Origin of the sequence: Brevibacterium oceani (genome assembly GCF_013623835.1) — a bacterium.
Lineage (GTDB): Bacteria > Actinomycetota > Actinomycetes > Actinomycetales > Brevibacteriaceae > Brevibacterium > Brevibacterium oceani.
Map to the genome: position 1 here is coordinate 568,553 of NZ_JABKDE010000003.1, position 26,492 is coordinate 595,044.

Sequence of the window (26,492 nt, forward strand, 5' to 3'; positions counted from 1 at the left end):
GCACGTACCGAGAAAAGTTGTCAATCTATTCAAAGTGCTGACCCAGTGAGGAATTAGCGTTCTATGGCACGACCGATATCACCGATTCTCAGCCGTGAGAAGATTGCGCGAGCTGCGATCGACTTGATCGATTCGGGTGAAGAACTGAAGATCCAGCCGTTGGCGAAGCGCCTGGGGGTGAGTCTGTCTTCGCTCTATCACCACGTTGACGGTCGCGACGGGATCATCCACGCGATGCGTGAAGTGCTGAGCGGTGACTATGCCTTCGACGAAACGAAGAGTGGAGCGTGGCAGGATGATCTGCGCGCCGGCGTGCACTCGCTGTGGAGACTCTATTCGGACCACCCTCGGGTCATGATCCATCTGCTGGGTGTGACGATTCACGAACCCGATACGCTTCGACTCTATGAGTCGCTCGTTGGTGGACTGAGGCGTGCGGGCCTGCCGGACGAAGAAGTCCTCACTACTTTGGAGGTCCTCGACGCTTTCGCGTTCGGAGTCGCGCTCGATGCGCTGTCTCCAACGGACATCTTCTCCCCGGAGCGGCCAGGTTCACCGTTGGCGGACCTGGCCCGCAGCCATCCGACAGGACAGGAGCGCAACCGGCGTCTCTATGAGACGGGCCTGGAGATCATACTCGCCGGAATCGAAGCTCGACTGAACTAGATACGGTGCCGCGGAGTGCTCGTGGGCAGTCCGGCTGTACGTGTACGACATTTACCGACACATAGGCTTGCGAAATTCGCGGATTCAAGTAGCGTGAATAACCTATGAGGAAGCTGTTCAAAGATCGTCAGGCCCTCAGAGCCGGCATCGGCGTGGCACTGCTCTTTCCGTTGGTCTACTTCGCTATGCATCTGCTCGGCTGGGGCAACGATTCATTCAACTGGTGGCAGACGCTTCTCGCCGGTCTTTTCACGGGCGCCTTCTTCTGGTTCTTCACATCAAGCTTCCGCCAGTTCCGCGACGAGGACGTTACTGCGGGCAGATAGTTCGCCCTGCTAAGCGCAGTTGCTGCGGCTTCACCGCACGTGCACGCCAGATCCGACGACGATCTCACCGATGACCGGATGACCAGGGAGTTCGCCGACAACGAGCAGCCCTCCGGAGGTCTGCGCATCGGCCAGCAGAAGCAAATTATCCTCGGTCACCGAGTCGTCCGCGGTCAGATGCGGACGCACCCAGTCAAGGTTCCGCCGCGTTCCACCGGACACGTAACCGGCGGCGACGGACTCATCGACGCCCTCGAGGCGGGGCACCGCGGCCGCATCGATGACCGCTCCGACGCCGGAGGCCCGGGCCATCTTGAACAGGTGCCCGAGCAGACCGAACCCGGTGACATCCGTGGCCGCCTTGATGCCCGCGGCCACCGCAGCCCGAGAGGCCCCGGCGTTGAGCGCGGTCATCGTGGCGATCGCCTCTTCGGACACCTCGCCGGTCTGTTTGTGCCGATTGTTGAGGATGCCCACGCCGATGGGTTTGGTCAAGGTCAGCGGCAGCCCCGCCGCGGCGGCGTCGTTGCGCATGAGCTCGCCGGGGTGCGCGATGCCGGTGACGGCCATGCCGTACTTCGGTTCGGGATCGTCGATGGAGTGTCCGCCGGCCACGGGGCAGCTCGCCTGTCCTGCGACTTCGAGCCCGCCGCGCAGCACCTCGGTGAGCAGCTCCATCGGCAGCTTCTCCCGGGGCCAGCCGACGAGATTGATCGCCGTGACCGGGGTCCCACCCATCGCGTAGATGTCGGAGAGGGCGTTGGCGGCGGCGATGCGGCCCCAGTCGTAGGCGTCGTCGACGACTGGTGTGAAGAAATCCGCGGTGGAGAGCACCGCGAGGTCATTGCGGACGAGGACCGCAGAGGCGTCATCGCCGTCATCGAGGCCGACGAGGACCTCGGGTGCACTCTGCCCGGTCAATCCTCTGACCGCGTCCTCGAGCTCGCCCGGCGGGATCTTGCAGGCGCAACCTCCACCGTGGGCGAATGAGGTCAGACGTTCCTGGGCGGCAGTCATACGGTGAGACTAACATCCAGGCGCAACAGCCCCGCAAAGCTGGCCCGGCTGGCACACGAGCCCCTCATACGTGGCGCCCCGCCCCCGCGTTCACGAGACTTCTGAGTTCCATCACGGTCGAGCACTGCCGCACATGCTGGCCACGCTCACGCCCTCAGATGGCCGCGGGAACCGCCGAAAGGTCGCTCGTATCCTCGGCTTCAACGCCGATTTGAAGACCCTGACGACGAACACACTCACCTGGGCGACGATTTCCGAGCGCACAGGCATGTCGCGCGCCACCGTCGCCCGTCACCTACTCGCACTCCACGAAGCCGGCTGGGTCGGCCGAGTCGCCTCCGGCCGCAGCGCCGCCGCCAAACAGGCCGCCGGCTGGACCGGCGATGACTCCTTCATCAACGATGCCCCCGTCTGCGCACTCACTCAACCCGTCGACGATGCCGTTGTGGATATAAATGAGACCCCTCCCACCGTAAGTGGCTATAAGGAATTCCCTGCACGCGCACGCGAGGCAGAAGCTCCTACAGGAGCCGCTTCGCGGCCCTCACCAACCAAGGCGGCCAGCGGCCGCCGGTGCACCGTTCCGGCAGATCGGACGTTGCCAGCCTGGCCTGGTCACGTAACGCCAAGCAGCAAAGATGAGAGGATTCTCGCCTGCCGTGAGTGGGCACGTCGAGTTCCAGCCCTCAGTAAAATCTCAGACAAGCACCTGAGGTTCTTGGCCAAGGACTTCTTTGTCGCCGGCTGGACGATCCGAGATCTCATCACAGCCCTCGACACCATGCCAGACGGCCGAGCACACGGGCAGCTCGTCGAGGGCCAGTGGGTGCCTTACTCGGGAGCCGATGGTATTCCTGCAGCCCGCCTCGGGCACTGGATTAACTGGCGACTCAACGCCTGGCGAGACCGGGCTGGAGTCGTGGTCGAATCCCCCACCCAGCGCCGAACCCGCCGAGCTGCAGCTGCACACCGTGAGCAGCAGGCCCGAAGGAAAGCCGAAGCTGACCGCCTCGAACGGCTGAGTCAGGAACGCACAACCCCGGAATACCACGCCGCGAAGCAGGCATGCCTCGATCAGATCCTCGGCCGGTCCAGGCGGGCACGCCGGCGATGAGTGCGTGTGACGTTCGTTCACGATCGCGGCAACTTCGGCCGAACCTGCACACCTACCTCTCCCCTAAAATCTCGGGCGAGATGGGAACGTGAACGAAGGCGCGGACGCAGCTTAAGCAGGTGAGATCGCCCGTATTCGGGGAGGTTGCCCCTGCTGTGTGCCAGACTTGAAGAACCAGCACAACAGGCATTGTGGTCACGGCGGCCGCAAAGTGGAAGGAGACCCTGATGAACTGGACTGATCCCCCCCCCGAAGTCATCGTGCCCCTGAGTGGATGGGCATATTTCGGCTACACCCTGCTCGGACTCTTCGCCCTCGCCGTCTTCGTCGCTGCAGCGATGCTGCTGGCCAATGGAGAAGGCGCGGCAGGCTGGGTTCTCGCCGCAGGCGGAATCTTCCTCTACGCACCGGCCGCGTTCGCGTACTTCCGGACAGTCGAGATCGCGCTCGACGTGCCCAACGTTGCGCTTTGGGTCGGACTGCTCGCAGCCGGCGCTGCGGCCTCGTTGGGGGTACACAAGATGTGCGGCGGATATTTCGAATTCAGCTCGCTCCTACCGTTCGGTGGCGCAACCGTGGCCACGGCGGGCGCGGCGGGCTTGGATAAGGTCAACGAACAGCTCGCGCATATCCCGATGGCGTGGGGCACTGTCCTCGGGCTGGTGCTCATCGGCGGGTTCTTCGCGGCCCGAATGGGCGGCATCCTCCGCTAGTGCCACCGATCCGACACGCTGTGTCAGTACCGGCTGATAAGGTTTTTTCAGCGGCGCTCTCGACCTGAGAGGCCCCGGACTAGTCTGGTCTCCGGACCAAATGAAAAACCCCCGTCTGGCAACGGGGGCTGATCCGCCATCGAGTGGCTACCAGGAGGGTAATTCCTTGGTTTATGTTCACCTTGAGAATACGCGCGGGACTTGTCATACGTCAAGCTTCGCGTGCTCAGTCTCACTGGGGTCACGGAACCCTAGGAGGCATCGTGAAGCGGAAGCGCGATCACGAGCCGAACTGGGCGTTTTGGGGATTCTGTCTCAACGGTGCTCGCACCGTGTGGGAGATCCTTAAGACGTTCATCGGCTGAGCAAATAGGTAATTATGGCGGGGCAGTGCTTTCGAGCGCTGCCCCGCTTACCGGCCGCGACGCCCACCGACTCACTGCCCGAGCACGCGGACTTCACCTTTAATCATCGCCTAATGATCAACGGCAGATCACCCTGTCAAGCTCCCTCTCTGTCTGACGCATCAAGCTTCCCTACGTAACCGTCAATGAGGCTACTCAACTTCTTCGTCTCTTCGCGGAGTTCCGCCACCCCCGCTTCTCGTACGCGCGATTCGGTGTCGATCTCGTCTTGATAACGTCGGATAACCTGACCGCCGGAACCCGACTCGTCCACCAAACCCACCAGTTCTTCGAAGTCTCTGATGAAGGTTTTGCACTGCTCAATTCTTCTTTCTGCGCGCTCCACTGATCGCCAGGGGATGCGCACTAATTGGAGCTGCGCCGAAATGGGGCGTAATTCCGGGTCGGGGAGACGCGGCTGATACTCGTCCAGTATTTCAATAGCTGCTGGAATGGAGTCGGCAACGGCACCGAGGGGTTCTCCCGCCCTGAGTCTCGAACTGGCACTATCTAGACTCTTGCGCACCTCCCGGAGTCCAGCGCGCACAATGTCTCGGTTAGCTCGCACTCGTGCGCGAGCAGGTTCCTTCTTTGCTATGCGAATCGCATAGATCGAAACAATGAGGGAGATCGCGGCAATGGCGGTCGACACAAGTTCCATACGCTCACGGTAGCAATGGACCGTCTAGCGGGTATCCCCGCTCACCGAATCTGTCTACCGATTGGGTTCGGTTGCGAACGAAACTGTCGAAGATCTGACTACGCTGACACTCGAAGGCCCCAGGCTCTGTATCTGCAGCGTGTCTCCTTCATTGGCATAACCAATGAAGGAGACACGCCCTAATTCTCCCTAGTTTGCGGTTCCCCTAGTCGAATGCGCCGTATCACGGCGGAGAGAAGCACCCCCACCAACAGGCCAATCGCGATCCCGGCCCACCCGATGAGCACGGTTGCGGAATTGAACTGCGACCGACCCAAAGGAATCACTGTGAACTGCACGATTTCGACGATTACTGACACTAGAAGCGCTAGCGTTCCGAACCGCGCGATGTGTCGTCGGCGCGTGAACAATCCGCTTGTGAAACCGAGCGGTGCGAAGAGCAGTATATTCATCGATTGCCAGTTCACCGACGACAATGCGCCAGGAGACGGCAGAGACCAGGTCCATACCCGTGTCGTCCGCAATCCCTCGTCGAGTCCGAACGCATGGCCCGAGGGAGTGAGTGTCGCGGAAAGGACTAGCGCCAGACTCGCCAGCCATAAGAAGACCAATACGGGGCGCTCATGGATTCGCCGAGCGATGCGTTTCGCGACAAGTGCGGAAACAATAATCCCGGCTGCGAGGGCGGGTACTGCGAACGGTAGGGCGGTGAAGTATCTGAGCATTTACAATCCGGTGCAGAACTTTGTTCTCGTGTAGTAGATCTTGCCCGAAATGGTATCTTTCATCAGGCCACGGGCGCACGGGCGCTTCTTACTCAATGGTGCTGATCCCGAGAACGTCGCGGTCTTCTTTTGCTTGGACTTCATTTTGTAGGTTCCGGACCAGGATATGGGGCCTTGAGCTCCGCCGCCCTTGTTGACCGCCTGGAAGCCGAACTTGACCGAAACGCCTGATCCCTTCTTCTTGTTGTAAGTGATCTTTGCCTTCGAGACGCTCTTCCCGTTGGAGTACACCTGAGCATTGAGTGAGCCGTTCTGAACGTCGTTGTAGCCTGCGTTATACCATTGGTAGCTCGCTGCTTCGGCGCTGGTGGCAAGTCCGAGCGTCAGCGCGACCGTGGCAACTGCGGCGATAAGTGTCTTTCTCAAATCTTTCCTTTCTCAACTGCAGCCCAGGTGGCTTGCAGATAACGGTCAGCCTAACGCGAGGTGGTCGGCGCGCGCCTCACACGAAAGTATGAGATTTTGAGAAAATTTCGGCCCAGCGCGCTGGGTGAGTGCGATCGTGTCAATCGGGTATATGCCTTTGACAATCGAGATCTTCGCCGGAAGCATGCTCTCAAACGGGTTACGATTCCGTTGATTGGACACATATGCTTCTGACTCCCGGAGCCCCTTAGATGCCCTTTTCGGGCAGTAACTCCGCTACCTTCGAGTGAGTAGCGCCGATCAGAATCCCGGCCGGACGTAGGAGATCATCGGCTGGTGCGATAAGACGTTCGAGGGCGACCGTGTCCGCGTCGCCTCACTCGATCGGCTAGGCCGAGACATCCGAGATCTCTGATCACTCGTCCACACACTGGCGGGGAAGGGCTGCGCAGGAATCTTGGATCGGGAGAACATCACCGGCGCTCAGGTTGGAAGCTTCCTATGCGGCAGCGGCCTGTGACTGGCACGGTAGGATTCTGCACGGAGGCGTCCGAGTCCTGGTGGGCTCCCCGGTCTTCAAAACCGGTGAGACCGAGCATCTCGGTCTGGCGGGTTCGATTCCCGTCCGCCTCCGCCACCACCATCGTCGACGTCGATGGACCGCTTTCGGGCAGATCGCCCCTGCGTCGGACTTCGACGGCAATGAAGGAGCAGACGCCTTGACCGAGTCGGATCCGCGCCGCAGCATCCCGCGCACCGATTACCTCCTGACCCTGCCCGAGGTCGTCGCCGCAGCTCAGAGACTTGGTCAGGCGACGGTCAAGGCCGTCATTGCAGAAGCTCAGTCCGCCGCCCGGGACGGCCGGATCACCCCAGCCGAGGTGGCCCCCACCGTCATCGATCGGCTCGGTTCCCGTTCGGCCTCCTCACTGACCCCGGTGCTCAACGCGACCGGCATCATCGTCCACACCAACCTCGGCCGGGCGCCCCTGTCCGAGGCCGCACAGCAAGCCGTCGCGGACGCGGCCGGCTATGTCGATGTGGAGATGGACCTCGCCACGGGCAAGCGCAGCAAGCGTGGGACAGGAGTGAAGCAGGCGCTGCTGCGCACCTGCCCCGCCGCCGAAGATGCAGTGATCGTCAACAACGGGGCGGCCGCTCTGCTGCTCGCGGTCACCGCCCTGCGCGCCGATCACTCGAGCGCCCGCGGTCATCGGGCGGGCCCTTCCACCGCGCAGGGGCCTCAGGTCGATGTCCCGGTCGCGCGCTCGGTCGATGCGGAGGAGATCATCGTCAGTCGCGGCGAACTCATCGAGATCGGCGCAGGCTTCCGCCTCACCGACCTCATGACCACCACAGGGGCACGCCTGCACGAAGTGGGAACGACGAACCGCACCCACCTCACCGACTACGCGAACGCCATTGGTCCCGAGTCCGCGAATCTTCTCAAGGTGCACACGAGCAACTTCCGGGTCGAAGGCTTCACATCGTCTGTCGAGGTGAGCGAACTGCGCGGCCTTGCCGATGAACACAACCTGCCGCTCATCGTCGACCTCGGCTCGGGACTGTTCACCCACGACGACGCACTGCCCGACGAACCCGATGTCGATGCGGCCCTGCGTGCCGGCGCCGATGTCGTCATCGTCTCCGGTGACAAGCTCCTCGGTGGACCTCAGGCCGGCCTCGTCCTCGGCCGCACCGAGGCTGTTCAGCGCATCGCGACCCATCCGCTCGCTCGAGCCATGCGCACGGACAAGCTCACCCTCGCCGCCCTCGAAGCGACGATCACGCACACCGGCAACCCCGTCCACGACGCCCTCCACATCGACCTCGATGAGCTGCGCCGACGTACCGAGACCCTCGCCGAGGTGGTCGGCGCCACGGTCGTTGCCCACGACGGTCGGGTCGGCGGCGGGGGAGCCCCGGGAGTTCCCCTGCCCGGCTGGGCGATCGAACTGCCCGAGGACTGCGCGGCCGCGTTGCGCACCGATGATCCGGCGATCGTGACCCGGGTCCATCAGGGCCGATGCCTCGTCGATCTCCGCTGCGTGCCGGCCGGTGACGACGAACGCATTGCCGCGGCCATCACACGGGTGCTCACCGGAGGCGACGACGTTCATGTCGACACCGTCACGCACACGGTTGGTTCGAACCTTCTCGGCGACCATGACTGATACACCCGCGTCCCCGGGAGCCACGGGCCCCGGCACCTTCGTAATCGCCACCGCCGGACACGTCGACCACGGCAAGTCGACACTCGTGGGCGCCCTGACCGGAATGGAACCCGACCGCTGGGCCGAGGAGAAGAAGCGCGGGCTGACCATCGACCTCGGCTTCGCCTGGACCACCCTGCCCTCGGGCCGAGAGATCGCCTTCGTCGATGTGCCTGGGCATGAGAGGTTCCTGGCGAACATGCTCGCCGGTCTCGGCCCCGCCCCCATCGCCTGCTTCGTCATCGCCGCCGACAAGGGCTGGCAGGCCCAATCGAGTGACCACCGCGATGCGATCGCCGCACTCGGCATCACCCGCGGCCTCGTCGTCATCACCCGCGCTGACATCGACCCCGCCGCGGTCGAGACCACGAAAGACCAGGTCAGAACCCAACTTCGCGGAACGCCGCTCCAGGATTCCCCCATCGTCACGGTCTCCGCGACGACCGGGGAGGGCCTGTCCGAACTCATCGACGTCCTCGATGAGGTCACGGCCGCGGCCGAGCCTCCGGACACCTCGTCGCGGGTGCGACTGTGGATCGACCGCGCGTTCACGATCAGAGGTGCGGGCACCGTCGTCACCGGGACGCTCACCGCCGGCATCCTGCACACCGGCGACACGCTCCGCCTCCACGGCGAGACGAGCGACCGCAACGTGACCGTGCGCGGACTGCAGTCGCGCAATTCCCCCGCTGCCGAGGTGGCCCCGCAGGCCCGCGTGGCCGTGAACCTGCGCGACACCCCCGCCGAGGACCTGCACCGCGGCGACGCCCTGCTCACCTCCAATGCCTGGCCGATCGTCGAGGCTCTCGATGTCCGCCGCACGATGGGTGAGCCACTCGACGCCGGGGTGCGCGAACTCATGGCCCACATCGGCACGGCCGCCGTGCCCGTGCACCTGCGCGCCTTCGACGCCGACCACGCCCGGATCACCCTTGACAGGCCCCTGCCCCTGCAGGTCGGCGACCGGATCGTGCTGCGCGCGCCCGGCAGCCGCAACGTCTTCGCCGGACTATTCGTCCTCGACGTCGACCCGCCCGAGCTGAGCCGTCGCGGTGCCGGGGCTCGTCGCGGTCGGGAGCTCGCCGGGCGTCCGGTCGAGGGTGACATCCTCGCCGAGGTGGCTCGCCGCGGCGCCGTCGAACGTGCGGTTCTCGTCCGGTTCGGATTGGCGGTGCCGGGGGAGGCTGCGTTGCCGCCCGAGGTCGATGTTGTGGGCGGGTGGCTTGTGCATGAACCTGCGCTCGCGGCGTGGGTGGAGGCGGCGAAGTCCCTGGTCACCCGCGAGCTCGAGGCTCGTCCGATGTCCCCGGGTGTTCCTGTCAAGGCCATTGCCGAGGCCCTTCGACGCGCGGACCTGCCTCTGCCGGAATCGTCCTCCTCCGCCGCGACTCGCACAATGCTCGACGACATCATCGCCCGCGCCGGGCTCGAGTTCGGCGACGGCATGGTCCGCTCACCCGGCCACCGGGCCGACCTGGGCGCAGCCGAGTCCGGTATTGCGGAAATCGAAAGCAGCCTGGCTGCCGATCCCTTCTCCGCGCCGGAGGCCGATGACCTGCGCGAACTCGGCCTAGGAGCGCGGGAGCTCGCAGTCGCCGAGAAGGCTGGGAGGGTGCTGCGCCTCGGCGGGGGTGTCATCGTCTCGCCACGGACCCCCGCGCAGGCGATGCGGGTCCTCGCCGGACTCGAGCAGCCATTCACCACCAGTCAGGCCCGGCAGGCCCTGAACACGACGAGGCGGACCGTCATCCCGCTGCTCGAACACCTCGACTCACGCGGGTGGACCCGGCGACTCGACACCACGCATCGCGAGGTCGTGCGGTAGAGGCCTGGGCCGCCTCGGGCCGCCTCGGAGCGGGTGTCACCGAAGTCTCCGTGCGCACTCGGCCAGCAGCGAATAGTGTTTTACAATCGGTTCTGGAATGACTGTTCGTGCCCGTTCGGGCACTCCAGCCGATGGTATGGGTGATAACCGACTGCGATGATTCCTCGACCTGACAGGTGAGGACCGGCGAAGGTGCCGCGCATCGATCACGTGACGCTCGTCCGGAATCGCCTCACTCACTCAACAGACTGCAACCGCGAACACCCATATTCACAACACGCGATCGCCGCCCCACTGCGGCAGGCGACGATCGCGTCGACCTGCAAGGAGCCCATATGTCGAACTACCGAGTCCAGAACCCCGCCACCGGAGAGATCGTCGAGACCTTCACCGAGGCCACCGACGCTGAGATCGAAAACACCGTCACTGCCGCCCACGACGCCTATCTGACATGGAAGGACACAGACATCCAGGAGCGGGCCGGGATCGTCCGCCGGGCCGCTGAGATCTTCCACGAGCGCAAGGACGAACTCGCCAAGACGATCTCCCTCGAGATGGGCAAGTCCTATGAGGAGTCCGTCGACGAGGTCGAGTTCGCCGCCGACATCATCGAGTACTACGGCGTTCACGGCCCCACCCTGGCCACCGACTATCAGATCCCGAGCACCATCCCCGGCACCGCCCGCATCGAGGCCCTGCCCATCGGCGCCCTGCTCGGCGTCATGCCCTGGAACTTCCCGTACTACCAGGTCGCCAGGTTCGCCGCCCCGAACCTCGTGCTCGGCAACACCATCATGCTCAAACACGCCGACATCTGCGGACGCTCGGCGCTGCTCATCGAGGAGATCTTCCTCGCCGCCGGAGTGCCCGTCGGCGGATACTCCCACCTCTTCGCCAACCACGATCAGATCGCCTCGATCATCGCCGACCCCCGCGTCCACGGTGTCTCCCTGACAGGGTCCGAGCGGGCCGGAGCGATCATCGGCGCGCAGGCCGGGCAGAACCTCAAGAAGGCTGTGCTCGAACTCGGCGGAATCGACCCGATGGTCGTCCTCGACGCCGACGATGTCGCCGCGGTCGCCCGCGAGGCCTGGGAATTCCGCGTCTACAACGCCGGCCAGGTCTGCAACTCGAACAAGCGGCTCATCGTCATGGATGACATCTACGACGACTTCGTCGCGGAACTCGTGCGACTGGGAACCGGGCTGAAGCCCGGCGATCAGGCGAAGCTCGGCGAGGGCGAGTACGTGCCGCTGTCCTCGCGGGCAGCGGCTGAGACCGTCGATGCCCAGGTGAAGAAGGCCGTGTCCGAGGGCGCTCGGGTGCTCATCGGCGGGGAACTCTCCGAAGGCCCGGCTGCCTACTACTCGCCGACCGTGCTCGTCGACGTGCCCCGTGACTCGGAGTCCTACGGCGAGGAGATCTTCGGGCCCGTCGCCACCGTGTACAAGGTCAGCAGCGACGAGGAGGCCCTTGAGCTGGCCAATGACTGCGCCCTCGGACTCGGCGGCTCGGTGTTCTCGACCGACGAAGCCCGCGCGGACAGAGTCGCCGCCCGCCTGGAGGTCGGCATGACCCACGTCAACACTATCGCCGCCGAGGCCGCCGAGATTCCCTTCGGTGGCGTCAAGCGCTCCGGCTTCGGCCGCGAGATGGGCCCGATCGGCATGGGCGAGTTCGTCAATAAGCGCCTCCACTTCGTCGCGAAGTAGGGGGAGCTGGGCAACCGCGTGCCAGAAATTCCCTCGCAGGGACATGTTCGCTGCCTGGGGACTTCTGGCGCGCGGTTGTGCCACGCCGCAGTGGTGCAGCGCCGCGGTTGTGCCGCGCGATCGCCGACGCCATTGCGGGACACCGGGCGGTTCGCCGGCTATGCCTCTTCGATGATGTCCGCCATCGCCGAGGCGGTCCGCCGGCGCCATTCCGACCGCGGGGGAATGTCTGCCACCGGGGGAGCGCTCGGCAGCCGAGTGTGTCGCACCTTCGCCAGGGCCACCTCGGTGATGGGGGCGTGGTTCGGGAACGTCATGAGGGCGTAGAGCCCGGCCGCCTCCTTGCTGATGATCTCGCCGGTGGCAAGGGTGTGGTGCATGCGAGCCGGGCCGAGCAGACACCACTCGACGCTGCCGGCGGACAGCGTTCGTGAGCCGGTGTGCAGCTGCTCGGCCAGGGGCGCCCAGTAGTCCTGCAGGTTTTCCCTGACCCACGGACGCAGCTGCGCCGGTTCCGGATCGAGTTCCCAGCCGCCGAGTTCCCTGCCGCGGATCGTGATGCCGCCGTCGACGAGTTCCTTCCACACCACGGGATTGACGTCGAACGCACCGGAGGAGTCGAAGACCTCTCCCGTGTGCGAGGCGATCGGGCGGATCCGAGTCACGGGCATCGACACCTCGGACTCCCAGATGAACGCGGTGTTGCAGCAGGCGCTGGCGCCCAGCCCGCGTGCGGCCCGAAGGGCCAGGCGGGGCAGCTGGAAGAGGTGGAGCAGACGCAAGCGCCTTACCAGATTGGGACAGCTTCGCCACTCCTCGCCGATCACGGCCACGATGTCGATATCGCTGCGGCCCGGACGATAGGCGCCCAAGGCGATGGACCCGCCGACGGCGGCGGCGATGATCGCCCCGGGCAGCAGCCGATCGGCGGCCCTGAGGTAGGACTGCACGGCGGAGGCGGCATCGGCGGGCAGCTGTGAGGGCATAGGTACAGGGTACCCAGGGCGGCGCTCGTGCCGCACCGGCGCAGGCACCCCGCCCCGCCGGGCCAGGAGCACCGGATGGATTGCTCTGGTTTCGTGTCCATGGCCTGGGGTCTCGAGGCCAATGAGAACACCGTGACCCTGCCGGACTTCGCCGATAAGATCGACAAGGAAGACCTCAGGCCGGGCGATGTCTTCATGAAGAGCGGACCGGGCACCGAGGGAGCCAACGGCCACGTCGCCATCTTCAACGGTCGGGCCAACGACGAGCATATCGCCTACCACGGCATCGAAGAAGCCGGCTCGACCAGAACCGTCGCCCGGGAGATCTCCTATCCCTACGATCAGGACGATGCGTTCGTTCCGTATTGGCTGAAGGGTCTGTGGCCGACCTGGGTTTTGGCTGACCGGGCACCGACAGACTGTGCTCTGAGCCGGGAACTCCACCGGGGAAGTGGATCCCCGGCTCATCCGGCAACCTCGGCAAGCACGTTCATCGAACTCTGTGCTCATGCTCATCCTCCCTTGACGTTTCGTTGCGGCGAGACGGATTCACCTATGAGGCTCTGTTCATTGAACCTGCCCGGTGCCTCCGACAGGGTTGTGTGGGGCGATTTCCTGCAGCCCTCCTGTGCCGAACACGGGAAAGACGCCGGTTCGGCCGATGCCGTCCAGGCCGCGAGCCCTGAGCAACGATGAAAGTGAGACCAGATGAAACGTGTACGCACACTTGCGGTGACAGTGCTCTCTGCTGCCGTCATCGCGGGAGGCGTCTCCCTGTCGACGGCGACTTCGGCTGCGGCCGATGACATCTCCGGATCCGTCGCCCAAACGACCGAGGAGGACTCGTACACCAGCAAGGCCGAGGACGGCGGTGAAACCGCGGACATCCAGAACGCGGACGATCTGACTTCCGAACAGACAGACAACGCCCGCACCATCATCGGTGTGGGCAAAGGTGCGGATCTGAGCAAACAGGCGCAGAAGATCGCCGTGATGACGGCGCTGCAGGAGTCGAGCCTGCGCAACCTCGACGGCGGTGACAAGGATTCGTCCGGGCTGTTCCAGCAGCGGCCCTCGATGGGCTGGGGCACCGTCGAACAGGTCACCGACCCGGTCTACGCCTCACAGTCCTTCTACGGGGTCAACCCCGACAGCCCGAATCCGGGGCTGACCCAGATCGACGGCTGGAAGGACATGGAACCGGGTGACGCCGCACAGGCCGTGCAGGGTTCGGCCTTCCCCGACGAGTATGCGAAGTGGGAGCCGGTGGCCGCCGATCTCGTCAACGACAATCAGGACGTCGACGACATCGACTGACGGACCCGCTCAGGCGGTCAGCGCTCCCGCGGCGAGCCGTCTGATCACCGCGGTGAGGTGATGGAGACCGGACACGAGATCCTCATCCTTCGTGAACTCGGCGAGGCTGTGTGAGACCCCGTCGACACTGGGGATGAAGAGCATGACGGTGGGCACCTGATCCTTCATGTTCGTCGAGTCGTGGCCGGCGACCGTCATCACCCGCGCCGAGGTGAGTCCCAAGTCGTCCGCGGCCGACCGTGCCAGCTCGACTCCGTCTTCGGAGTACGGGTTCTGATCCCAGCTGTGCTCGGCGACGATCTCGATCGACACCCGATCGTCCTCGCTCACCTGGGCGATCGTGGCCATGAGCGAATCATGGGCGGCGGCGATCACCTCGGCGCTGGCCGACCGCAGATCGAGGAGCAGGCTGACCTCGCTGGCGACGACGACCGGTGAGTTCGGGTAGACGGTGAGCTGACCGCACGCGGTGTGCAGCGCGCCGGGCTCGAAGTCATCGACGAGCTCACGCGCGGCGACGACGAGACGCGCCGCTCCGAGGAGGGCGTCCTGCCGGTCGGTCATGAGCGTCGACCCGCTGTGGGCCTGCGCGCCGGTGACCCTGAACTCGTACTTATGGGCCGCCCATGTGGCGTTGACCAGGCCGATCGTCACCCCGTCCTCTTCCATGCTGCGGCCCTGCTGGACGTGGATCTCCGCATAGGAGGCGATGTCCGGTGCGGTGAAGTCGCCGCGCTCACCCAACTCGTCGAGCGCCTCGGCGACGGTGGTCCCATCCGCATCGCGGGTGGCCAGAGCGGCCTCGAGCTCGGCCTTGCCGGTGAACACGTTGCTGCCCATCATCGAGGGCTTGAACCGTGACCCCTCCTCGTTGAACCAGTTGACCACGGCGAGGTTGAACCGCGCCTTCGTCGGGTCCGCGCGCAGCTCGTCGGCGACGGCGAAGCACGCGTGTGCCGAGGCCATGACCCCGTAGGCGCCGTCGAAGCGGCCGGCCGTCGGCTGCGAATCCATGTGCGATCCGGTGAGCACATAGGGGGCGCCGGGAACGAGCTCGAGGAGCCCGAACTGGTTGCCGATGGCATCCCGGTGGACGCTGAACCCGTGCTCTTCGAGCAGGTCGGCGAACCATTTCCGCTGCTGACCGTCGGCCGCGCTCGCCGCCTGCCGATCGACGCCGTTCGTGCCCTCGACGGCACCGAAACGCGAGTGGACGGCCCAGTCGGCGAGGAAATCTGCTTCACGGTCGGCGCTGATGAGAGAGGCTGCAGTGGTCATGGTGGGTCCTTTCGAGGTGCTGGCGCGGAGGGGTGGTCCGCGGAGGTGGAGGGGTGCGGCGCCGGCAGGGCCGGTGTCGAGTGGGGCCGTCGCCCAGACGGGCGAGCGGGGTGGGTGTCAGGAGGTTTCGTCGCCGGCCGGGGGCATGGTCGCCGGGTCGATGAGGACGTGGATGAGCGCAGGACCGTTGTGCGCCAGGGCGCGGTCGAGCGCGGACTCGAATTCCGCGGTGGTCTCGACGCGCTCGCCGTGCCCGGTCATCCCCGGTGCGGTCACTTCCGGCGCGGTCGGAACGGACCCGGCCCCCGCCGGAGCGGCCCCGCCGTTCGCACCGGCGTCGCCGAGCGTCGATCTCGCCGAGGCGGCTCCGGAGCGTTCGTCGAACGCCGACATCCAGGTCGCGAAGTCCGGGTTGACCATCCGCGTGCCCGAAGGCCGGCCCGGGTAGTGATTCTCCTGGTGGGACACGATCGTGCCGTACACGCCGTTGTCGATGACGATGATGAGCGGCGTCCCGCCGTGGGCGAAGGCCGTGGCGATCTCCTGGCCGTTCATGAGGAAGTCTCCGTCGCCGCAGATCGCGACGGCTCGACGCTTCGGCAACGCCAAGGAGGCCGCCACCGCGCCCGGGACCGCCAGCCCCATCGCCCCATTGCGGGCCCCGACGAGGCTGGCCGGCGCATTATGCCGGATGAATCGGTGCCCCCAGATCGTGGCATTGCCTGCCCCATAGGTGAGGATCGCCTCCCCACCGAGGTGGTCATCGAGGATCCCGAACGCGACCCCGAGGTCGACGCCGGGCCGATCGGTCGCACCTGCCTCGGTGTCGGGTCGGTGAGCGGCGAACCGGGACTGGACCGCTGCACGATCGTCCAACCACGCATCAGTGCGCACACCCCGTGCGTTTCCGACATCGATGCCGGTCAACGCCTGGGTGAAGGTACGCGGTGAGGCGAGGATCTGCTGATCGATACGGCCGGCATGCTGTCGGGCCTCGGGATCGCCGGTGACGAGCACGGTCTCGGCGTCGAAGCCGATGGTGTACCCGTCGCTGGCGACATCGGATCGGGTGCAGCCGACGAAGACCAAAAGGTCTGCCTCGGCGAAACCGGCCGCCACGGCATCGGCGCGGCCGTAGCCGAGCCAGCCAGCCCACGCGGGAGACGAATGCGGCAGCGCATCATAGGCGCGCCAATCGCAGAAGATCGGGATCCCCGCAGAGGCGGCCCACCGAGCAAGATCCGCCCCGCATCCGGACTGCCAGCCGTCGCCGCCGAGGACGAACGCAGGACGCTTCGCCGCGCTGATGCGGGCGGTCAGCGCTTCCACCTCAGCGGTGGCAGGGGTCGGTGGGGCCGCCTCGGCGATCATCGGCGTCGGGGCCTCGGTGAGGCGGACGAGGACGTCCTCGGGCAGTCCGACGACGACGGGACCGGGGCGCCCGGATGCGGCGATGCGCAGGGCTTCGGCAGTGAGCTCACCGGCGCGGTGCTCGTCATCGATGGTGAGCACGCGTTTCGTCGTCGAGGAGAACCATTCGGGCAGGCTGAACTCCTGGAAGGACTCGCGGGAGCGGTCGGAGATCGGGACGAGGCCGACGAAGAGGACGAGCGCGGTCGCATCCTGCCATGCGGTGTGGAGGGAGATCATCGCGTTCGCTGCACCGGGACCGCGGGTGACCATGGCGATGCCCGGTCGGCCGGTCAGCCGGGATTCGGCCATGGCCATGAACCCGGCACCACCCTCCTGCCGGCACACGACGGTCTCGATGGACGAGTCATAGAGGCCGTCGAGCACGTCGAGGTAGGATTCGCCGGGGACCGCGTAGACGCGTTCGATCCCCGTGGATTCGAGGGTGTCGACGATGAGATGGCCGGCGGAACGCGGCATGGCAGATGTCCTTTCGACAGGCTCGGGTGGGTCGCGGATGCCGGGAGGCGGCGAGGCAGCGACGCCGCGAGGTGAGGTTGCAGCGGTGCCGCGAGGTGACGCTGCCGACACGCCGGGGGCGGGAGCGAGACCTCGCGGACCCGACGTCAGTGCTTGAAGCCGGGGAGGTCGACGCTCAGCCTCGGCGCGATGAGCCCGGCGAAGGCGGTGAACAGGGAGAGGAAGACCAGCATCGCGGCGGCCGGCCACCAGTGATCACCGGCGGAGGCGACGAAGCCCGTAGCCAGCAGCGGGATGAAGCCGGAGAGCATTCCGGCCGCGTTCTGCGCCATGCCCACACCCGTGTAGCGGGTGGTCGCCGGGAACAGGCCGGTGAGCACGGTGCCCGAGGCGGCGTAGGGCAGGGACAGGGTGGACACGGCCAGGGTCATGGCGATGACGATGAGGACCGGCTGACCGGACTCGAACATGAAAAAGGCCGGAACGGCCACCACCGCCGAGGCGACTCCTCCCCAGAGAATGACCTTGCTCGCGCCGTACTTCGTTCCCAGGGAGCCGCCCCAGAGGAGTGCGAAGATCTCGACGGCGGCGGCGACCATGCTGCCGAGCAGGAGGAGCGAGTCGTCGTAGCCGAGGACGTTGACTCCGTACCAGACGCAGAACGCGGTGACTAGGTAGAAACCGCCGACGCCGAGCAGGGCCGCGGCCATGCCGATGATGATCTGCTTCCAGGAATCGCGGAAGGTCGTGCGGATCGGGCTCTTCTCGACCTCGCCGGACTCCTCGAGCTGACGGAAGACGGGTGACTCCTCGAGTCGGGCGCGCAGGTAGACGGCGACGACGAGCAGCGGCAGGGCGATGAGGAACGGGATCCTCCAGCCGAAGGAGTCGAAGTTCTCCTGCGAGAAGACCAGTGTCATGACGAAGAAGCCGCCAGAGGAGAGGATCGTGCCGATCGGTGAGCCGATCTGCGGGATGGCCGCGTAGCGGGCACGCAGGTGGAGCGGGGCGTTCTCGACGACCAGCGTCATCGCACCGGACCATTCGCCGCCGACGAAGAGGCCCTGCAGGATTCGCAGGAGCACGAGCAGCGTGGGGGCGGCGAAGCCGATCGCAGCGTAGGTCGGCAGCAGGCCGATGAGGCCGGTGACGACGCCGATGCCGATGATCGTGATGAGCAGGACCTTCCGGCGCCCGATCTTGTCGCCCATGCGTCCGAAGATGAGTCCGCCGATGGGGCGGGCGGCCAGCCCCACACCGAAGGTGGCGAAGGAGGCCATGGCGGCTGCCGTGGCGTTCTCGCTGCTGAAGTACTGGACGTTGAAGACCAGTGCCGCTGCGGCCGAGAAGAGGAAGAAGTCGTACCACTCGAGGGCGGTGCCGATCAGCGCTCCGGCGGCGACTTTGTTCGCGTCCTTGATGCTCAGTTCCTGGGTTGCACTGAATTCGGCTGCGTCGGGGGTCTTCTGCTCGCTCATGTTCTGCTCCGTTGAGGATCGGGACACGTTCCGTGCCGCAGCCGACGTGCGGCTAAGGTGGGCCCGTGCGGGCCCCGGAACGGTCGAGTCGTTCGGGCCGGTCACGTTCAGTGGGACCCGGGAGAGTCCGCGACCGACAGAATTCGACCTTACCGAGTGTCGCGCGTCTCTTTCCAGACGCATTTGTCGCTGAAACTGCGTGTGCGATTGTGCATCTGCACATATTCTGGGGTGATGACTGCCGACCATGACCGTCAGCTCCGTGACCGCCCGCTCCCCGGCGATGAGATGAGGTGGCACGAGCTTCTCGACGCCCTCGACATCGACGAGCTGACCGAGCGATTCATGACCAGAGTGGTCAAGGTCTCCGGTTACGACCCTGCCCCGATTCCGGTCTCCGAGCTGCGTCGGACCGGACGCTCGTCGTTCAGAACTCTCATCGAGGGCCTGAGGGCCGGAGGGTTCGACGGACCCGTGACGGTCTCGACCGAGGTCGGGGTCTCCCGGGCCCGGGCGGGGATTCCCCTCGAAGCGCTGATGACCGCGATCCGACACGATTTCAACGTGTTGTGGGAGGTCCTCACTCGAGTGGCAAGCCAGGACGACGCGGAACTCGTCATCCGTCACACGGGGATCGTGCTGTCCACCGTCGACGAATACGTCTCCCGGGTGCAGCAGGCCTATACGGCCGAACTGGCACGGATGCGCGCGGAGGAGTCCTCCGTGCGGCAGGGCTATATCGCGGGACTGTTCCAGGATCTCGACCCGAGCGAGGAACGGTTGGTCACGATCGCCTCGGCGCTGGGGATCGATCCCACGGCGACCCTGCTCGTCGTCGCTGCCCGCGGGGAGGACATCTCCGCGCTGCGGGTACTCGTCTCCGACGTCGAGCGCTCGGGTGGTGAAGTCTTCACGCACCACCTCGGCGACGTGCTCATCGCGTTCACCGCGGCCGCAGACGGTTCGGGCTCCGCTGGAACGCGCGCGACGAGCATCGAGCAGCGGATCGCCGAGGAGAGGGTGGGGTTGGTGACCGCGCCCGGGATCGCGCACCTGCGCAGATCGGCGCTGACCGCTCGTGACCTCGCCGAGGTGCTCCGATCCGGTGAGGGTGGGGCGATGACCTGGCGGCGTGGGTGGGCCAGGTTGGCGACACGTGCGCTCGGTGAGGCGGGCAGCTCCGTCATCTCCGATGTCGACGAGGCGCTCGCTGGGTGCGGAACGGCCGAGCGGGAGCGGCTGGTCGAGGCCGTGCGTGCGTATCTGCACTCGGGGAGCATCGGGGCGAGTGCGGCCGAACTCTTCTGCCACCGCAACACCGTGGCCAACCGTCTGCGCCGATTCGCCGAGCTCACCGGACTCGACCCGACGATCCCCGCCGAGGCGGCCCGACTGGTCGTCGGATGGGCCTGACCAAGCGCGCCTGCAGTCTCAGTTCGACACCGCCTCGTTCAAGGGCGAGCGCGCCGACGGTACGTCGTTCAAGGCTGTGCTCACATGTCGAACCGTGCTCGGGTCGACATGTGCGCTGGGGCTTGAGTGAGGCGCCTGGGGTCGGGTGGACGGGGTGTGACGAGCCAGTGTGACGGTCGTGCGGTCCGGTTTCAGCTCGTACTGATATAAGTTGAGGGTTCAATCATTGTCGGACGATGCCTCGCTGGGGCACCGGAAGAGAGGCACTGTGAGCACGTCGACAAACGGCCGAGTCGGCCACCTCGGATTCATCCACCTCGTTCCCTTCGACCGCGACGACCCTGCCCGTGGTCTGGCCGAGGGCATCGAGCTGTTCCGCTTCGCCGAGGAACTCGGTCTCGACAGCGGATGGGTGCGCACCCGGCACATGCAGTACGGGCTGCCGTCGCCGGCGGTGTACTTCGCCGCGCTGGCTCAGCACACGGAGCGGATCGGGCTCGGCAGCGCGGTGATTCCCGTCGGGCAGGAGAACCCGTACCGGCTGGCCGAGGACCTCGCCGTTGCCGACGTGCTCTCCAAAGGTCGGGTACTGCCGGGACTGAGCGTGCATCCGCCGGCCTTCACCGAGGAGGTCAACGACATCGTCCATGGTGAGGGGTGGCGCGGCGAGGATTACAGCTACGCGCGGATCGAGCGTCTGCATGATCTCCTCGCGGGAGCCTCGGTGCGGGAGAAGCCCGAGTACAAGGGGTTCGGCGGGGATATCGACTCCGAAAGGGTGGAACCGCACGCACCCGGACTGAGCGATCGCCTCTGGTACGGGGGAGGATCGCTGCGCTCGGCCGCGTGGGCGGGCGAAGCCGGACTGAACTGGCTGATGAGCAACATCACCTCGGCCGAAGACGACATCGAAGACTTCTCCCTCAACCAGGTCAACCAGATCGAGACATACCGCGAGGCGCTCGGCGGTGAGAGCGGACGCGTCAGCCTGGCTCGGGTCATCGTTCCCACCGATGAAGCGAGTCCAGCGCAGGCGGCCAAATACCGGAAGTACGCGGAGGAGCGGACTCCGCGGACGACGCAGGTTCACGGGAAGAACACGATCATCGCTCCGGACCTGCTCGGCTCGACCGAGGAGATCGTCGACTACCTGCTGTCCAACCCGGCGTTCCAGGCCTCGGATGATTACCTGTTCGAGCTGCCATTCGAGTTCGAGCTCGAGGACTGGAAGCACATCCTCCACCAGCTCGCCACGGAGATCGGTCCGAAGCTCGGATGGACACCGGCAGGTTCTTAGGCGCCTACCTCGGTGGCACTATCCACCGTTGCTCACTGCCGACGCTTCGTTCAAGGGGGCGCTCATGGACCGAGCCTCGATCAAGGCGCAGCTCAGTCTTCGAAAGGCGCACGTGTCGAAATCTGCGCTCTGGCTTGAACGAGCCTCCCGGGGTCGTCGACTCCTTGATTACAGCGCCGATTTCGGGCCGGTTGGCGCACCTCTTCACTCGTGCTCACGATCTGCCAGTCCTTCATAGCTCTGACCGTGCGGCCCGGTCAGGGCGATCGCTTCGCCATCGACGGCGAGGACGAACCGTCCGTCGGCAGCGTGCCCGCCCGAGGCACCGGCCTCCACCTGCGCCCCGATGTCGGGCAGCACCTGAGCCCCTTCGTTGCTGATCCACACCACATCCTCGCGCGAGCGCATGAGAGTCGCGAACTCGGCTCTCGCCTCGGCGCCGATATACGCGAGCACCGCACTGTGGAACACGATCGGCTGGGTGCTGGCGGGCACCTCGGCGAGCAAGGTTTCGATCGTCTCGAGCAGATCCCCGCGGACCAACCTCGGCGGATCCTCGGCAACGAGCGCGGCCGCTGCGATCAGACGTTTGCGCCGAACATCATGCTCGGGCCAGACGAGCGAACGCAGCCACTCGCACTCGCCGGCATCGGTGACGTCGATCGGATTGAGATCGATCCCCGCGCGCCACGCGACATCGGGCAGACCACGAGGCGCCGAAACATTGGTCAGTTCGCAGTCGATGAGCACGGGGCTCGGCCCGCTCGGCGGATCGAGCCGGACCGTTCGCGCAGGATCGGGACCGGCCGTGCGTGCCGAGGTGGCGGGACCGGCCGCCTCGGCGATCGTGTATCGGTAGCTGTACCGATCGGGATAGAGGCACAGCCCCGCCGAAGCACCGACCTCGATGAGCGCAATCGGCCCATCGATCCGCGCGAGCGCCGGAAGGAGCGTCGCACACCGGCCCGCCTCATTCGTCTGCGTGGACCGCGCGAGCATGAGTTCCCGCGTCTCCGTCCAATGCTCGAGCAGCCACGAACGGAGATCCGCATAGGATCCCTCACCCGCACCGAGGTGGCGCGCCGCTGCGAACAGCAGGTTGGCCTGGCGCTTGGGCCGGGGCAGATCGAGGAGCCGGGCGATGACCTCGTCGTCGGCGGCGACGCCCTCGGCCCAGGCGGTGTAGATCGGGGAGGTGTCGGTGGCCTCGACGCGGGCGAACGTCCGGTAGTAGTCGCGCAGGGTCTCGGCGTCGAGCTCGGTCATCGGCTGCATGTGGCTCCTTCGGTCTGCGTGGACTCAGCTTAACGAGGCACTGCGCCGAACTTGTCGAGGCCGTCCCTCCCTGTCCCGGTATTCGGTACTCCGGCCCAGAACGCTAGGCGGGAGGGACCGGCTGACGTACTGTGTTGCCATAGCGTCGTCAGCGGCCATCACAGTGGCCCGACCTGATCGAGGGAGATCACATGTCATCCGAGGTGAGCCCGTCAGTGAGCGGAGCGACTCCAGCCGATTCGGCGCTGGAGAAACGGACGATGCGCAAGGTCATCGTCCGGCTCATTCCGTTCATCATCGCGATGTACTTCATCAACTATCTCGACCGCACGAACCTCGGCATCGCCGGCCCGGGCGGAATGAACGAAGACCTCGCGATGAACGCGACCCAGTTCGGGTTCGCCGCCGGCATCTTCTTCTTCGGCTACCTCATCCTCGAAGTGCCTTCGAATCTTGCGCTGCATAGGTTCGGCGCTCGAATCTGGCTCGCCCGCATCCTCATCAGCTGGGGTGTCGTCGCCGCCGCGATGGCCTTCGTGCCCAATCACTACTGGCTCTACGCGCTGCGGTTCCTCCTCGGAGTCGCCGAGGCGGGATTCTTCCCGGGCGTCATCCTCTACCTCACGTACTGGTTCCCGACCTCGATGCGCGCTCGTGCCACCGCGCTGTTCATGCTCGCGATCCCGCTTTCGAGCGTGATCGGCTCACCGCTGTCGTCCTGGCTGATCTCGAGCGGCAATTCGGTGTTCGAGGCATTCGCCGGCTGGCGGTTCATGTTCATCATCGAAGGTGTGCCGGCGATCCTGCTCGGCATCATGTGCATCGTCTACCTCACCGACCACCCTCGCGATGCGAAGTGGCTGAGCGCCGACGAGCGCAACTGGCTGCAGGCGACGATGGATGCCGAGGAGAAGGACAAGGCCGAGACCTTCCACTACCCGGTTCGCCGCTCGCTGCTGCAGCCGCGCGTGTGGGCGCTGTCCTTCGTCTACTTCGGCATGGTCTACGGCCTCTACGCCATGAGCTTCTTCCTGCCGACGATCATCTCGGGCTTCCAGGAGACCTTCGGCATCGAGTACTCGATCGTCGAGATCGGTGTCATCACGGCGATCCCCTACGTCTTCGGCGCGCTCGCCATGTACTTCTGGTCCCGCCACGGAGACCGGACGAACGAACGCGTGTGGCACGTGGCGATCCCGCTGTTCGTCGGTGGTGTGGCGATCCCGATCGCCCTCTACCTGTCTTCGCCGTTCACCACGATGATCGCCGTGACCATCACCTGCATGGCGATCTGTGCGGCACTGCCGACCTTCTGGCCCCTGCCGCAGACCTTCCTCGCCGGTGCCGGTGCCGCAGCGGGTCTCGCACTCATCAACTCGCTGGGCAATTCGGCCGGATTCTTCGCCCCCTACATCACCGGCTGGCTCGCCGACCTCACCGGAACGCAGAACGCCGGCATGTGGGTCGTCGGCGCCGCGATGGTCGCCGCCGGCATCGTCACCCTCATCCTCAAGGCCGCACCCGCGCCCGATAACCTGGAGGCGACGCTGCGGAAATAAGTCGGCGTCGACCCGGATTCGAGGAGGTCAGCATGAGCAGTGAGCAGACGATAACCGACCGTCACACAGGTGCGGGTGATCGGGCCGCCCCGACCGCCACCTCAGCTGCTGACGCGGCCGCGGACCCGACCGCCAGCTCAACCACGGCGCCACTCGACGATCTCGCAGCCCGACTGAGCGACGGCGCGCTGACGACGGACCCCGACGTCATCGACGCCCACGCCAGCGACGAAGCCCTGTTCTGCCCTCGCGAGGGCGCGATCGCCCTGGTCAGAGCCACCTCGGTGGAGGATGTGCAGGAGGTCATGCGCTTCGCCACCGAGCATTCCGTCCCGGTCGTCCCACAGGGCGCACGGTCGGGGATCTCGGGCGGGGCGAACGCCTCACCGGGAGCGATCCTGCTCAACGTGTCGAAGATGACCGAGGTCATCGCCGTCGACCCGGCCGAACGCCTCGTCACCGTCCAACCCGGCATCATCAACCAGGACCTCAAGGACCACCTCGCCCCGTACGGACTGTCCTACCCGCCCGATCCCGGGTCGGTGGCGCTGTCGTCCATCGGCGGCAACATCGCCACGAACGCGGGCGGACTGTGCTGCGTCAAATACGGTGTCACCAGGGACTACGTCCGCTCGTTGAGGGTCGTCCTTGCCGACGGGACCATCACCACGCTCGGCCCGCAGACGGCGAAGGGCGTGGCCGGACTCGACATGCGCCACCTGTTCATCGGCTCCGAGGGCACGCTGGGCATCGTCGTCGAGGCGACCCTGCGCCTCATCCCGAAACTGCCAGACCCGTTCACCGCGATCGCGACATTCCCGAACGAGCGCAGCGGCTTGCAGACCGTGGCCGACTTCATGGCCGCAGGCGGTGTGCCCAGCCTGCTCGAATTCCTCGACGGCGCGAGCCTGCGGATGCTCAACGACTACGGAGACTTCGGCCTCGACGCCGAGGCCGGCGCCATGCTCATCATGCAGGTCGATGAGAAGCCGACCGATTCGGAAGCGGCGATGGAGTCCTTCGCCGAGGTGGCCCGAGCCTGCGGAGCCATCGACGTCGCGTACTCCGACGATCCGACCGACTCCGCGGCGCTCATCACCGCCCGACGGATGATCCAGCCGGCGTATGAGAAGTTCGCCAACGCCCACGGGGGTGGGCAGCTGCTCGACGATGTGTGCCTGCCGCGCACGGCAGTGCCCGAATTCTGCGACCGGTTGGCCGCGTTGCAGGAGTCCTCCGGGCTCGAGATCGCCCTCGTCGCGCACGCCGGAGACGGCAACATGCACCCCTCGGTGTTCTTCGACGCCGGCGAGGAGGCGGAGACGGCGAAGGCCGAGGAGGTCTTCGCGGAGATCATGCGTGTGGGCCTCGACCTCGGCGGAACGATCACCGGCGAGCACGGAGTCGGCTACCTCAAACGGGCCTGGCTGCCGAACGAACTCGACGAGGGTTCACGCCGCATCCAACTGGCCGTGAAGAACGCCCTCGACCCGTTGGGGATCCTCAACCCGGGAAAGATGCTCGCCGAGATCTGAGTTGGCCCGGTGCCCGGGTCTGCCCGGAGTGGGCGCGGGGCCGCGCCCGGCGTACCGCCCTCAGGGCTTAGCGACGATAAGGACGAGCGAGCCCTCGAAGCTCGGCTGGTTCCGCAGGTGTCCGAATCTCAAGTCCCAGGTGCCGTCGTCGAGGTCGCGTCGAAGATCCGTGTCGAAGCGTGCGACCGCCTCGCCTCGGTCGAGATCGCCTCGGGAGCGTAGTCGGTGAGCCAGAACCGCTCGAGCAGATCAGGGTCGCACGTCATGATGACGACCGGGCCGCATGCCACTCGCCGCAGTTCGGCCAAGCCTGCTTCAAGGTCCCTCCACTGGTGGACGGAGAACGTCGTCATCGCCGCATCGAAGGTGTCGTCGTCGAACGGCAGTGACTCGGCGGTCGCATCGATGGCCTCGCCGAGGTGGCCAGGCCCTTGCGAGCGCATCGCCGCCGAGGGTTCGACCGCGGTCACCTGCCGGTCGGTCGGCTCGTACGAACCGGCTCCGGCGCCGACGTTGAGGACCCGTGCCGCATCGCCGAGGGCCGCGGTGATCGCCGCAGCGAAGGCGGGTTCGGGCTGTCGGTAGTTCCTGCAGCCGTGTCCGATGACTCCGTAGTCGGCATCTCCGGCCGAGCCGTCGCGTTGCGTCATGACATCAGGCTA

General features: G+C 65.8%; 23 protein-coding genes and 1 tRNA gene. 14 read left to right on the plus strand and 10 right to left on the minus strand.

Going from position 1 to position 26,492, the window contains the following annotated elements; genetic code table 11:
• The first annotated feature begins 63 nt into the window (after positions 1–63).
• Entirely contained in the window at positions 64–666 is a 603-nt protein-coding gene (locus tag HK401_RS09060) for a TetR/AcrR family transcriptional regulator (protein ID WP_181274308.1), read from the plus strand.
• Positions 667–770: 104 nt separating this feature from the next.
• On the plus strand, positions 771–992 hold the full coding sequence (locus HK401_RS09065; RefSeq protein ID WP_181274309.1) for a hypothetical protein: 222 nt from the start codon (positions 771–773) through the stop codon (positions 990–992).
• 30 nt (positions 993–1,022) lie between these two features.
• Here HK401_RS09065 and selD read toward each other — a convergent pair whose 3' ends face one another.
• Positions 1,023–2,009: a selenide, water dikinase SelD gene (gene selD, locus HK401_RS09070; RefSeq protein WP_181274310.1), complete on the minus strand. Its 987-nt coding sequence runs from the start codon at positions 2,007–2,009 to the stop codon at positions 1,023–1,025.
• A 133-nt stretch (positions 2,010–2,142) separates the two neighbouring features.
• On the opposite strand from selD, the gene HK401_RS21240 reads away from it, so the two are divergent.
• Positions 2,143–3,123, plus strand: a complete 981-nt coding sequence (locus HK401_RS21240) for a helix-turn-helix domain-containing protein (protein WP_181274311.1) — start codon at positions 2,143–2,145, stop codon at positions 3,121–3,123.
• 227 nt (positions 3,124–3,350) lie between these two features.
• Positions 3,351–3,836, plus strand: a complete 486-nt coding sequence (locus tag HK401_RS09080; protein WP_181274312.1) for a hypothetical protein — start codon at positions 3,351–3,353, stop codon at positions 3,834–3,836.
• 501 nt (positions 3,837–4,337) lie between these two features.
• On the opposite strand, the gene HK401_RS09085 is transcribed toward HK401_RS09080, so the two are convergent.
• From HK401_RS09085 to HK401_RS09090, 3 genes are all read right to left on the minus strand, one after another.
• Positions 4,338–4,901, minus strand: coding sequence for a hypothetical protein (locus tag HK401_RS09085; protein ID WP_181274313.1), 564 nt, complete (start codon positions 4,899–4,901; stop codon positions 4,338–4,340).
• Positions 4,902–5,080: 179 nt separating this feature from the next.
• Positions 5,081–5,626: a VanZ family protein gene (locus HK401_RS21165; protein WP_219921814.1), complete on the minus strand. Its 546-nt coding sequence runs from the start codon at positions 5,624–5,626 to the stop codon at positions 5,081–5,083.
• Positions 5,627–6,052 carry a hypothetical protein gene (locus HK401_RS09090; protein ID WP_181274314.1) on the minus strand — a complete coding sequence of 142 codons (426 nt, stop codon included), beginning with the start codon at positions 6,050–6,052 and terminating at the stop codon, positions 5,627–5,629.
• Between the two features lie 542 nt (positions 6,053–6,594).
• Here HK401_RS09090 and HK401_RS09095 point away from each other — a divergent pair.
• From HK401_RS09095 to HK401_RS09110, 4 genes are all read left to right on the plus strand, one after another.
• Positions 6,595–6,689 (plus strand) — tRNA-Sec (locus HK401_RS09095).
• An 82-nt stretch (positions 6,690–6,771) separates the two neighbouring features.
• Positions 6,772–8,226 carry an L-seryl-tRNA(Sec) selenium transferase gene (selA, locus tag HK401_RS09100; protein ID WP_181274315.1) on the plus strand — a complete coding sequence of 485 codons (1,455 nt, stop codon included), beginning with the start codon at positions 6,772–6,774 and terminating at the stop codon, positions 8,224–8,226.
• Positions 8,219–10,090: a selenocysteine-specific translation elongation factor gene (gene selB / locus HK401_RS09105; protein WP_181274316.1), complete on the plus strand. Its 1,872-nt coding sequence runs from the start codon at positions 8,219–8,221 to the stop codon at positions 10,088–10,090. The genes selA and selB overlap by 8 nt, the downstream gene beginning before the upstream one ends.
• A 335-nt stretch (positions 10,091–10,425) precedes the next feature.
• Complete coding sequence (locus tag HK401_RS09110; protein ID WP_181274317.1) at positions 10,426–11,802, plus strand: NAD-dependent succinate-semialdehyde dehydrogenase; 1,377 nt, start codon at positions 10,426–10,428, stop codon at positions 11,800–11,802.
• A 158-nt stretch (positions 11,803–11,960) separates the two neighbouring features.
• Here HK401_RS09110 and HK401_RS09115 read toward each other — a convergent pair whose 3' ends face one another.
• The gene (locus HK401_RS09115) at positions 11,961–12,788 is read right to left on the minus strand and encodes an aminoglycoside adenylyltransferase domain-containing protein (protein ID WP_181274318.1); all 828 of its coding nucleotides are present in this window, start codon (positions 12,786–12,788) and stop codon (positions 11,961–11,963) included.
• 132 nt (positions 12,789–12,920) lie between these two features.
• On the opposite strand from HK401_RS09115, the gene HK401_RS20690 reads away from it, so the two are divergent.
• Together HK401_RS20690 and HK401_RS09125 are read left to right on the plus strand one after the other, a co-directional pair.
• Positions 12,921–13,484 (plus strand): hypothetical protein, encoded by a 564-nt coding sequence (locus HK401_RS20690; protein ID WP_309135947.1) that lies wholly within the window; start codon positions 12,921–12,923, stop codon positions 13,482–13,484.
• 12 nt (positions 13,485–13,496) lie between these two features.
• Complete coding sequence (locus tag HK401_RS09125) at positions 13,497–14,105, plus strand: hypothetical protein (RefSeq protein WP_181274319.1); 609 nt, start codon at positions 13,497–13,499, stop codon at positions 14,103–14,105.
• Between the two features lie 9 nt (positions 14,106–14,114).
• On the opposite strand, the gene HK401_RS09130 is transcribed toward HK401_RS09125, so the two are convergent.
• The 3 genes from HK401_RS09130 to HK401_RS09140 form a co-directional block, all read right to left on the minus strand.
• Positions 14,115–15,383 (minus strand): M20 family metallo-hydrolase, encoded by a 1,269-nt coding sequence (locus tag HK401_RS09130; protein ID WP_181274320.1) that lies wholly within the window; start codon positions 15,381–15,383, stop codon positions 14,115–14,117.
• Positions 15,384–15,500: 117 nt separating this feature from the next.
• Positions 15,501–17,273: a thiamine pyrophosphate-dependent enzyme gene (locus HK401_RS09135; RefSeq protein WP_181274321.1), complete on the minus strand. Its 1,773-nt coding sequence runs from the start codon at positions 17,271–17,273 to the stop codon at positions 15,501–15,503.
• A 146-nt stretch (positions 17,274–17,419) separates the two neighbouring features.
• Positions 17,420–18,751, minus strand: a complete 1,332-nt coding sequence (locus HK401_RS09140; protein WP_181274322.1) for an MFS transporter — start codon at positions 18,749–18,751, stop codon at positions 17,420–17,422.
• Between the two features lie 234 nt (positions 18,752–18,985).
• On the opposite strand from HK401_RS09140, the gene HK401_RS09145 reads away from it, so the two are divergent.
• A complete protein-coding gene (locus tag HK401_RS09145; RefSeq protein WP_181274323.1) occupies positions 18,986–20,164 on the plus strand; it encodes a PucR family transcriptional regulator in 1,179 nt (392 codons plus the stop codon).
• 268 nt (positions 20,165–20,432) lie between these two features.
• Positions 20,433–21,461, plus strand: a complete 1,029-nt coding sequence (locus tag HK401_RS09150; RefSeq protein ID WP_181274324.1) for an LLM class flavin-dependent oxidoreductase — start codon at positions 20,433–20,435, stop codon at positions 21,459–21,461.
• 204 nt (positions 21,462–21,665) lie between these two features.
• Here HK401_RS09150 and HK401_RS09155 read toward each other — a convergent pair whose 3' ends face one another.
• Entirely contained in the window at positions 21,666–22,727 is a 1,062-nt protein-coding gene (locus tag HK401_RS09155; RefSeq protein WP_258234088.1) for a DUF2332 domain-containing protein, read from the minus strand.
• A gap of 200 nt (positions 22,728–22,927) precedes the next feature.
• Between HK401_RS09155 and HK401_RS09160 the strand changes: the two genes are divergently transcribed.
• Both HK401_RS09160 and HK401_RS09165 read left to right on the plus strand, forming a co-directional pair.
• On the plus strand, positions 22,928–24,295 hold the full coding sequence (locus HK401_RS09160) for an MFS transporter (protein ID WP_181274326.1): 1,368 nt from the start codon (positions 22,928–22,930) through the stop codon (positions 24,293–24,295).
• 32 nt (positions 24,296–24,327) lie between these two features.
• Positions 24,328–25,830: an FAD-binding oxidoreductase gene (locus HK401_RS09165; RefSeq protein WP_181274327.1), complete on the plus strand. Its 1,503-nt coding sequence runs from the start codon at positions 24,328–24,330 to the stop codon at positions 25,828–25,830.
• A 128-nt stretch (positions 25,831–25,958) separates the two neighbouring features.
• Here HK401_RS09165 and HK401_RS09170 read toward each other — a convergent pair whose 3' ends face one another.
• Entirely contained in the window at positions 25,959–26,480 is a 522-nt protein-coding gene (locus HK401_RS09170) for a class I SAM-dependent methyltransferase (protein ID WP_258234089.1), read from the minus strand.
• Positions 26,481–26,492 lie beyond the last annotated feature (12 nt).

What these genes read in the sequence shown, in the direction of transcription:
- HK401_RS09060 (WP_181274308.1), top strand. Translation starts at nt 64, where the DNA reads ATGGCACGACCGATATCACCGATTCTCAGCCGTGAGAAGATTGCGCGA.
- HK401_RS09165 (WP_181274327.1), top strand. Translation starts at nt 24,328, where the DNA reads ATGAGCAGTGAGCAGACGATAACCGACCGTCACACAGGTGCGGGTGAT.
- HK401_RS09155 (WP_258234088.1), bottom strand. Translation starts at nt 22,727, where the DNA reads ATGACCGAGCTCGACGCCGAGACCCTGCGCGACTACTACCGGACGTTC.
- HK401_RS09080 (WP_181274312.1), top strand. Translation starts at nt 3,351, where the DNA reads ATGAACTGGACTGATCCCCCCCCCGAAGTCATCGTGCCCCTGAGTGGA.
- HK401_RS09170 (WP_258234089.1), bottom strand. Translation starts at nt 26,480, where the DNA reads ATGACGCAACGCGACGGCTCGGCCGGAGATGCCGACTACGGAGTCATC.
- HK401_RS09145 (WP_181274323.1), top strand. Translation starts at nt 18,986, where the DNA reads ATGACTGCCGACCATGACCGTCAGCTCCGTGACCGCCCGCTCCCCGGC.
- HK401_RS09140 (WP_181274322.1), bottom strand. Translation starts at nt 18,751, where the DNA reads ATGAGCGAGCAGAAGACCCCCGACGCAGCCGAATTCAGTGCAACCCAG.
- HK401_RS09130 (WP_181274320.1), bottom strand. Translation starts at nt 15,383, where the DNA reads ATGACCACTGCAGCCTCTCTCATCAGCGCCGACCGTGAAGCAGATTTC.
- HK401_RS09085 (WP_181274313.1), bottom strand. Translation starts at nt 4,901, where the DNA reads ATGGAACTTGTGTCGACCGCCATTGCCGCGATCTCCCTCATTGTTTCG.
- HK401_RS09135 (WP_181274321.1), bottom strand. Translation starts at nt 17,273, where the DNA reads ATGCCGCGTTCCGCCGGCCATCTCATCGTCGACACCCTCGAATCCACG.
- HK401_RS21165 (WP_219921814.1), bottom strand. Translation starts at nt 5,626, where the DNA reads ATGCTCAGATACTTCACCGCCCTACCGTTCGCAGTACCCGCCCTCGCA.
- HK401_RS09115 (WP_181274318.1), bottom strand. Translation starts at nt 12,788, where the DNA reads ATGCCCTCACAGCTGCCCGCCGATGCCGCCTCCGCCGTGCAGTCCTAC.
- selB (WP_181274316.1), top strand. Translation starts at nt 8,219, where the DNA reads ATGACTGATACACCCGCGTCCCCGGGAGCCACGGGCCCCGGCACCTTC.
- HK401_RS09160 (WP_181274326.1), top strand. Translation starts at nt 22,928, where the DNA reads ATGTCATCCGAGGTGAGCCCGTCAGTGAGCGGAGCGACTCCAGCCGAT.
- HK401_RS09125 (WP_181274319.1), top strand. Translation starts at nt 13,497, where the DNA reads ATGAAACGTGTACGCACACTTGCGGTGACAGTGCTCTCTGCTGCCGTC.
- HK401_RS09065 (WP_181274309.1), top strand. Translation starts at nt 771, where the DNA reads ATGAGGAAGCTGTTCAAAGATCGTCAGGCCCTCAGAGCCGGCATCGGC.
- HK401_RS21240 (WP_181274311.1), top strand. Translation starts at nt 2,143, where the DNA reads ATGCTGGCCACGCTCACGCCCTCAGATGGCCGCGGGAACCGCCGAAAG.
- HK401_RS09110 (WP_181274317.1), top strand. Translation starts at nt 10,426, where the DNA reads ATGTCGAACTACCGAGTCCAGAACCCCGCCACCGGAGAGATCGTCGAG.
- selD (WP_181274310.1), bottom strand. Translation starts at nt 2,009, where the DNA reads ATGACTGCCGCCCAGGAACGTCTGACCTCATTCGCCCACGGTGGAGGT.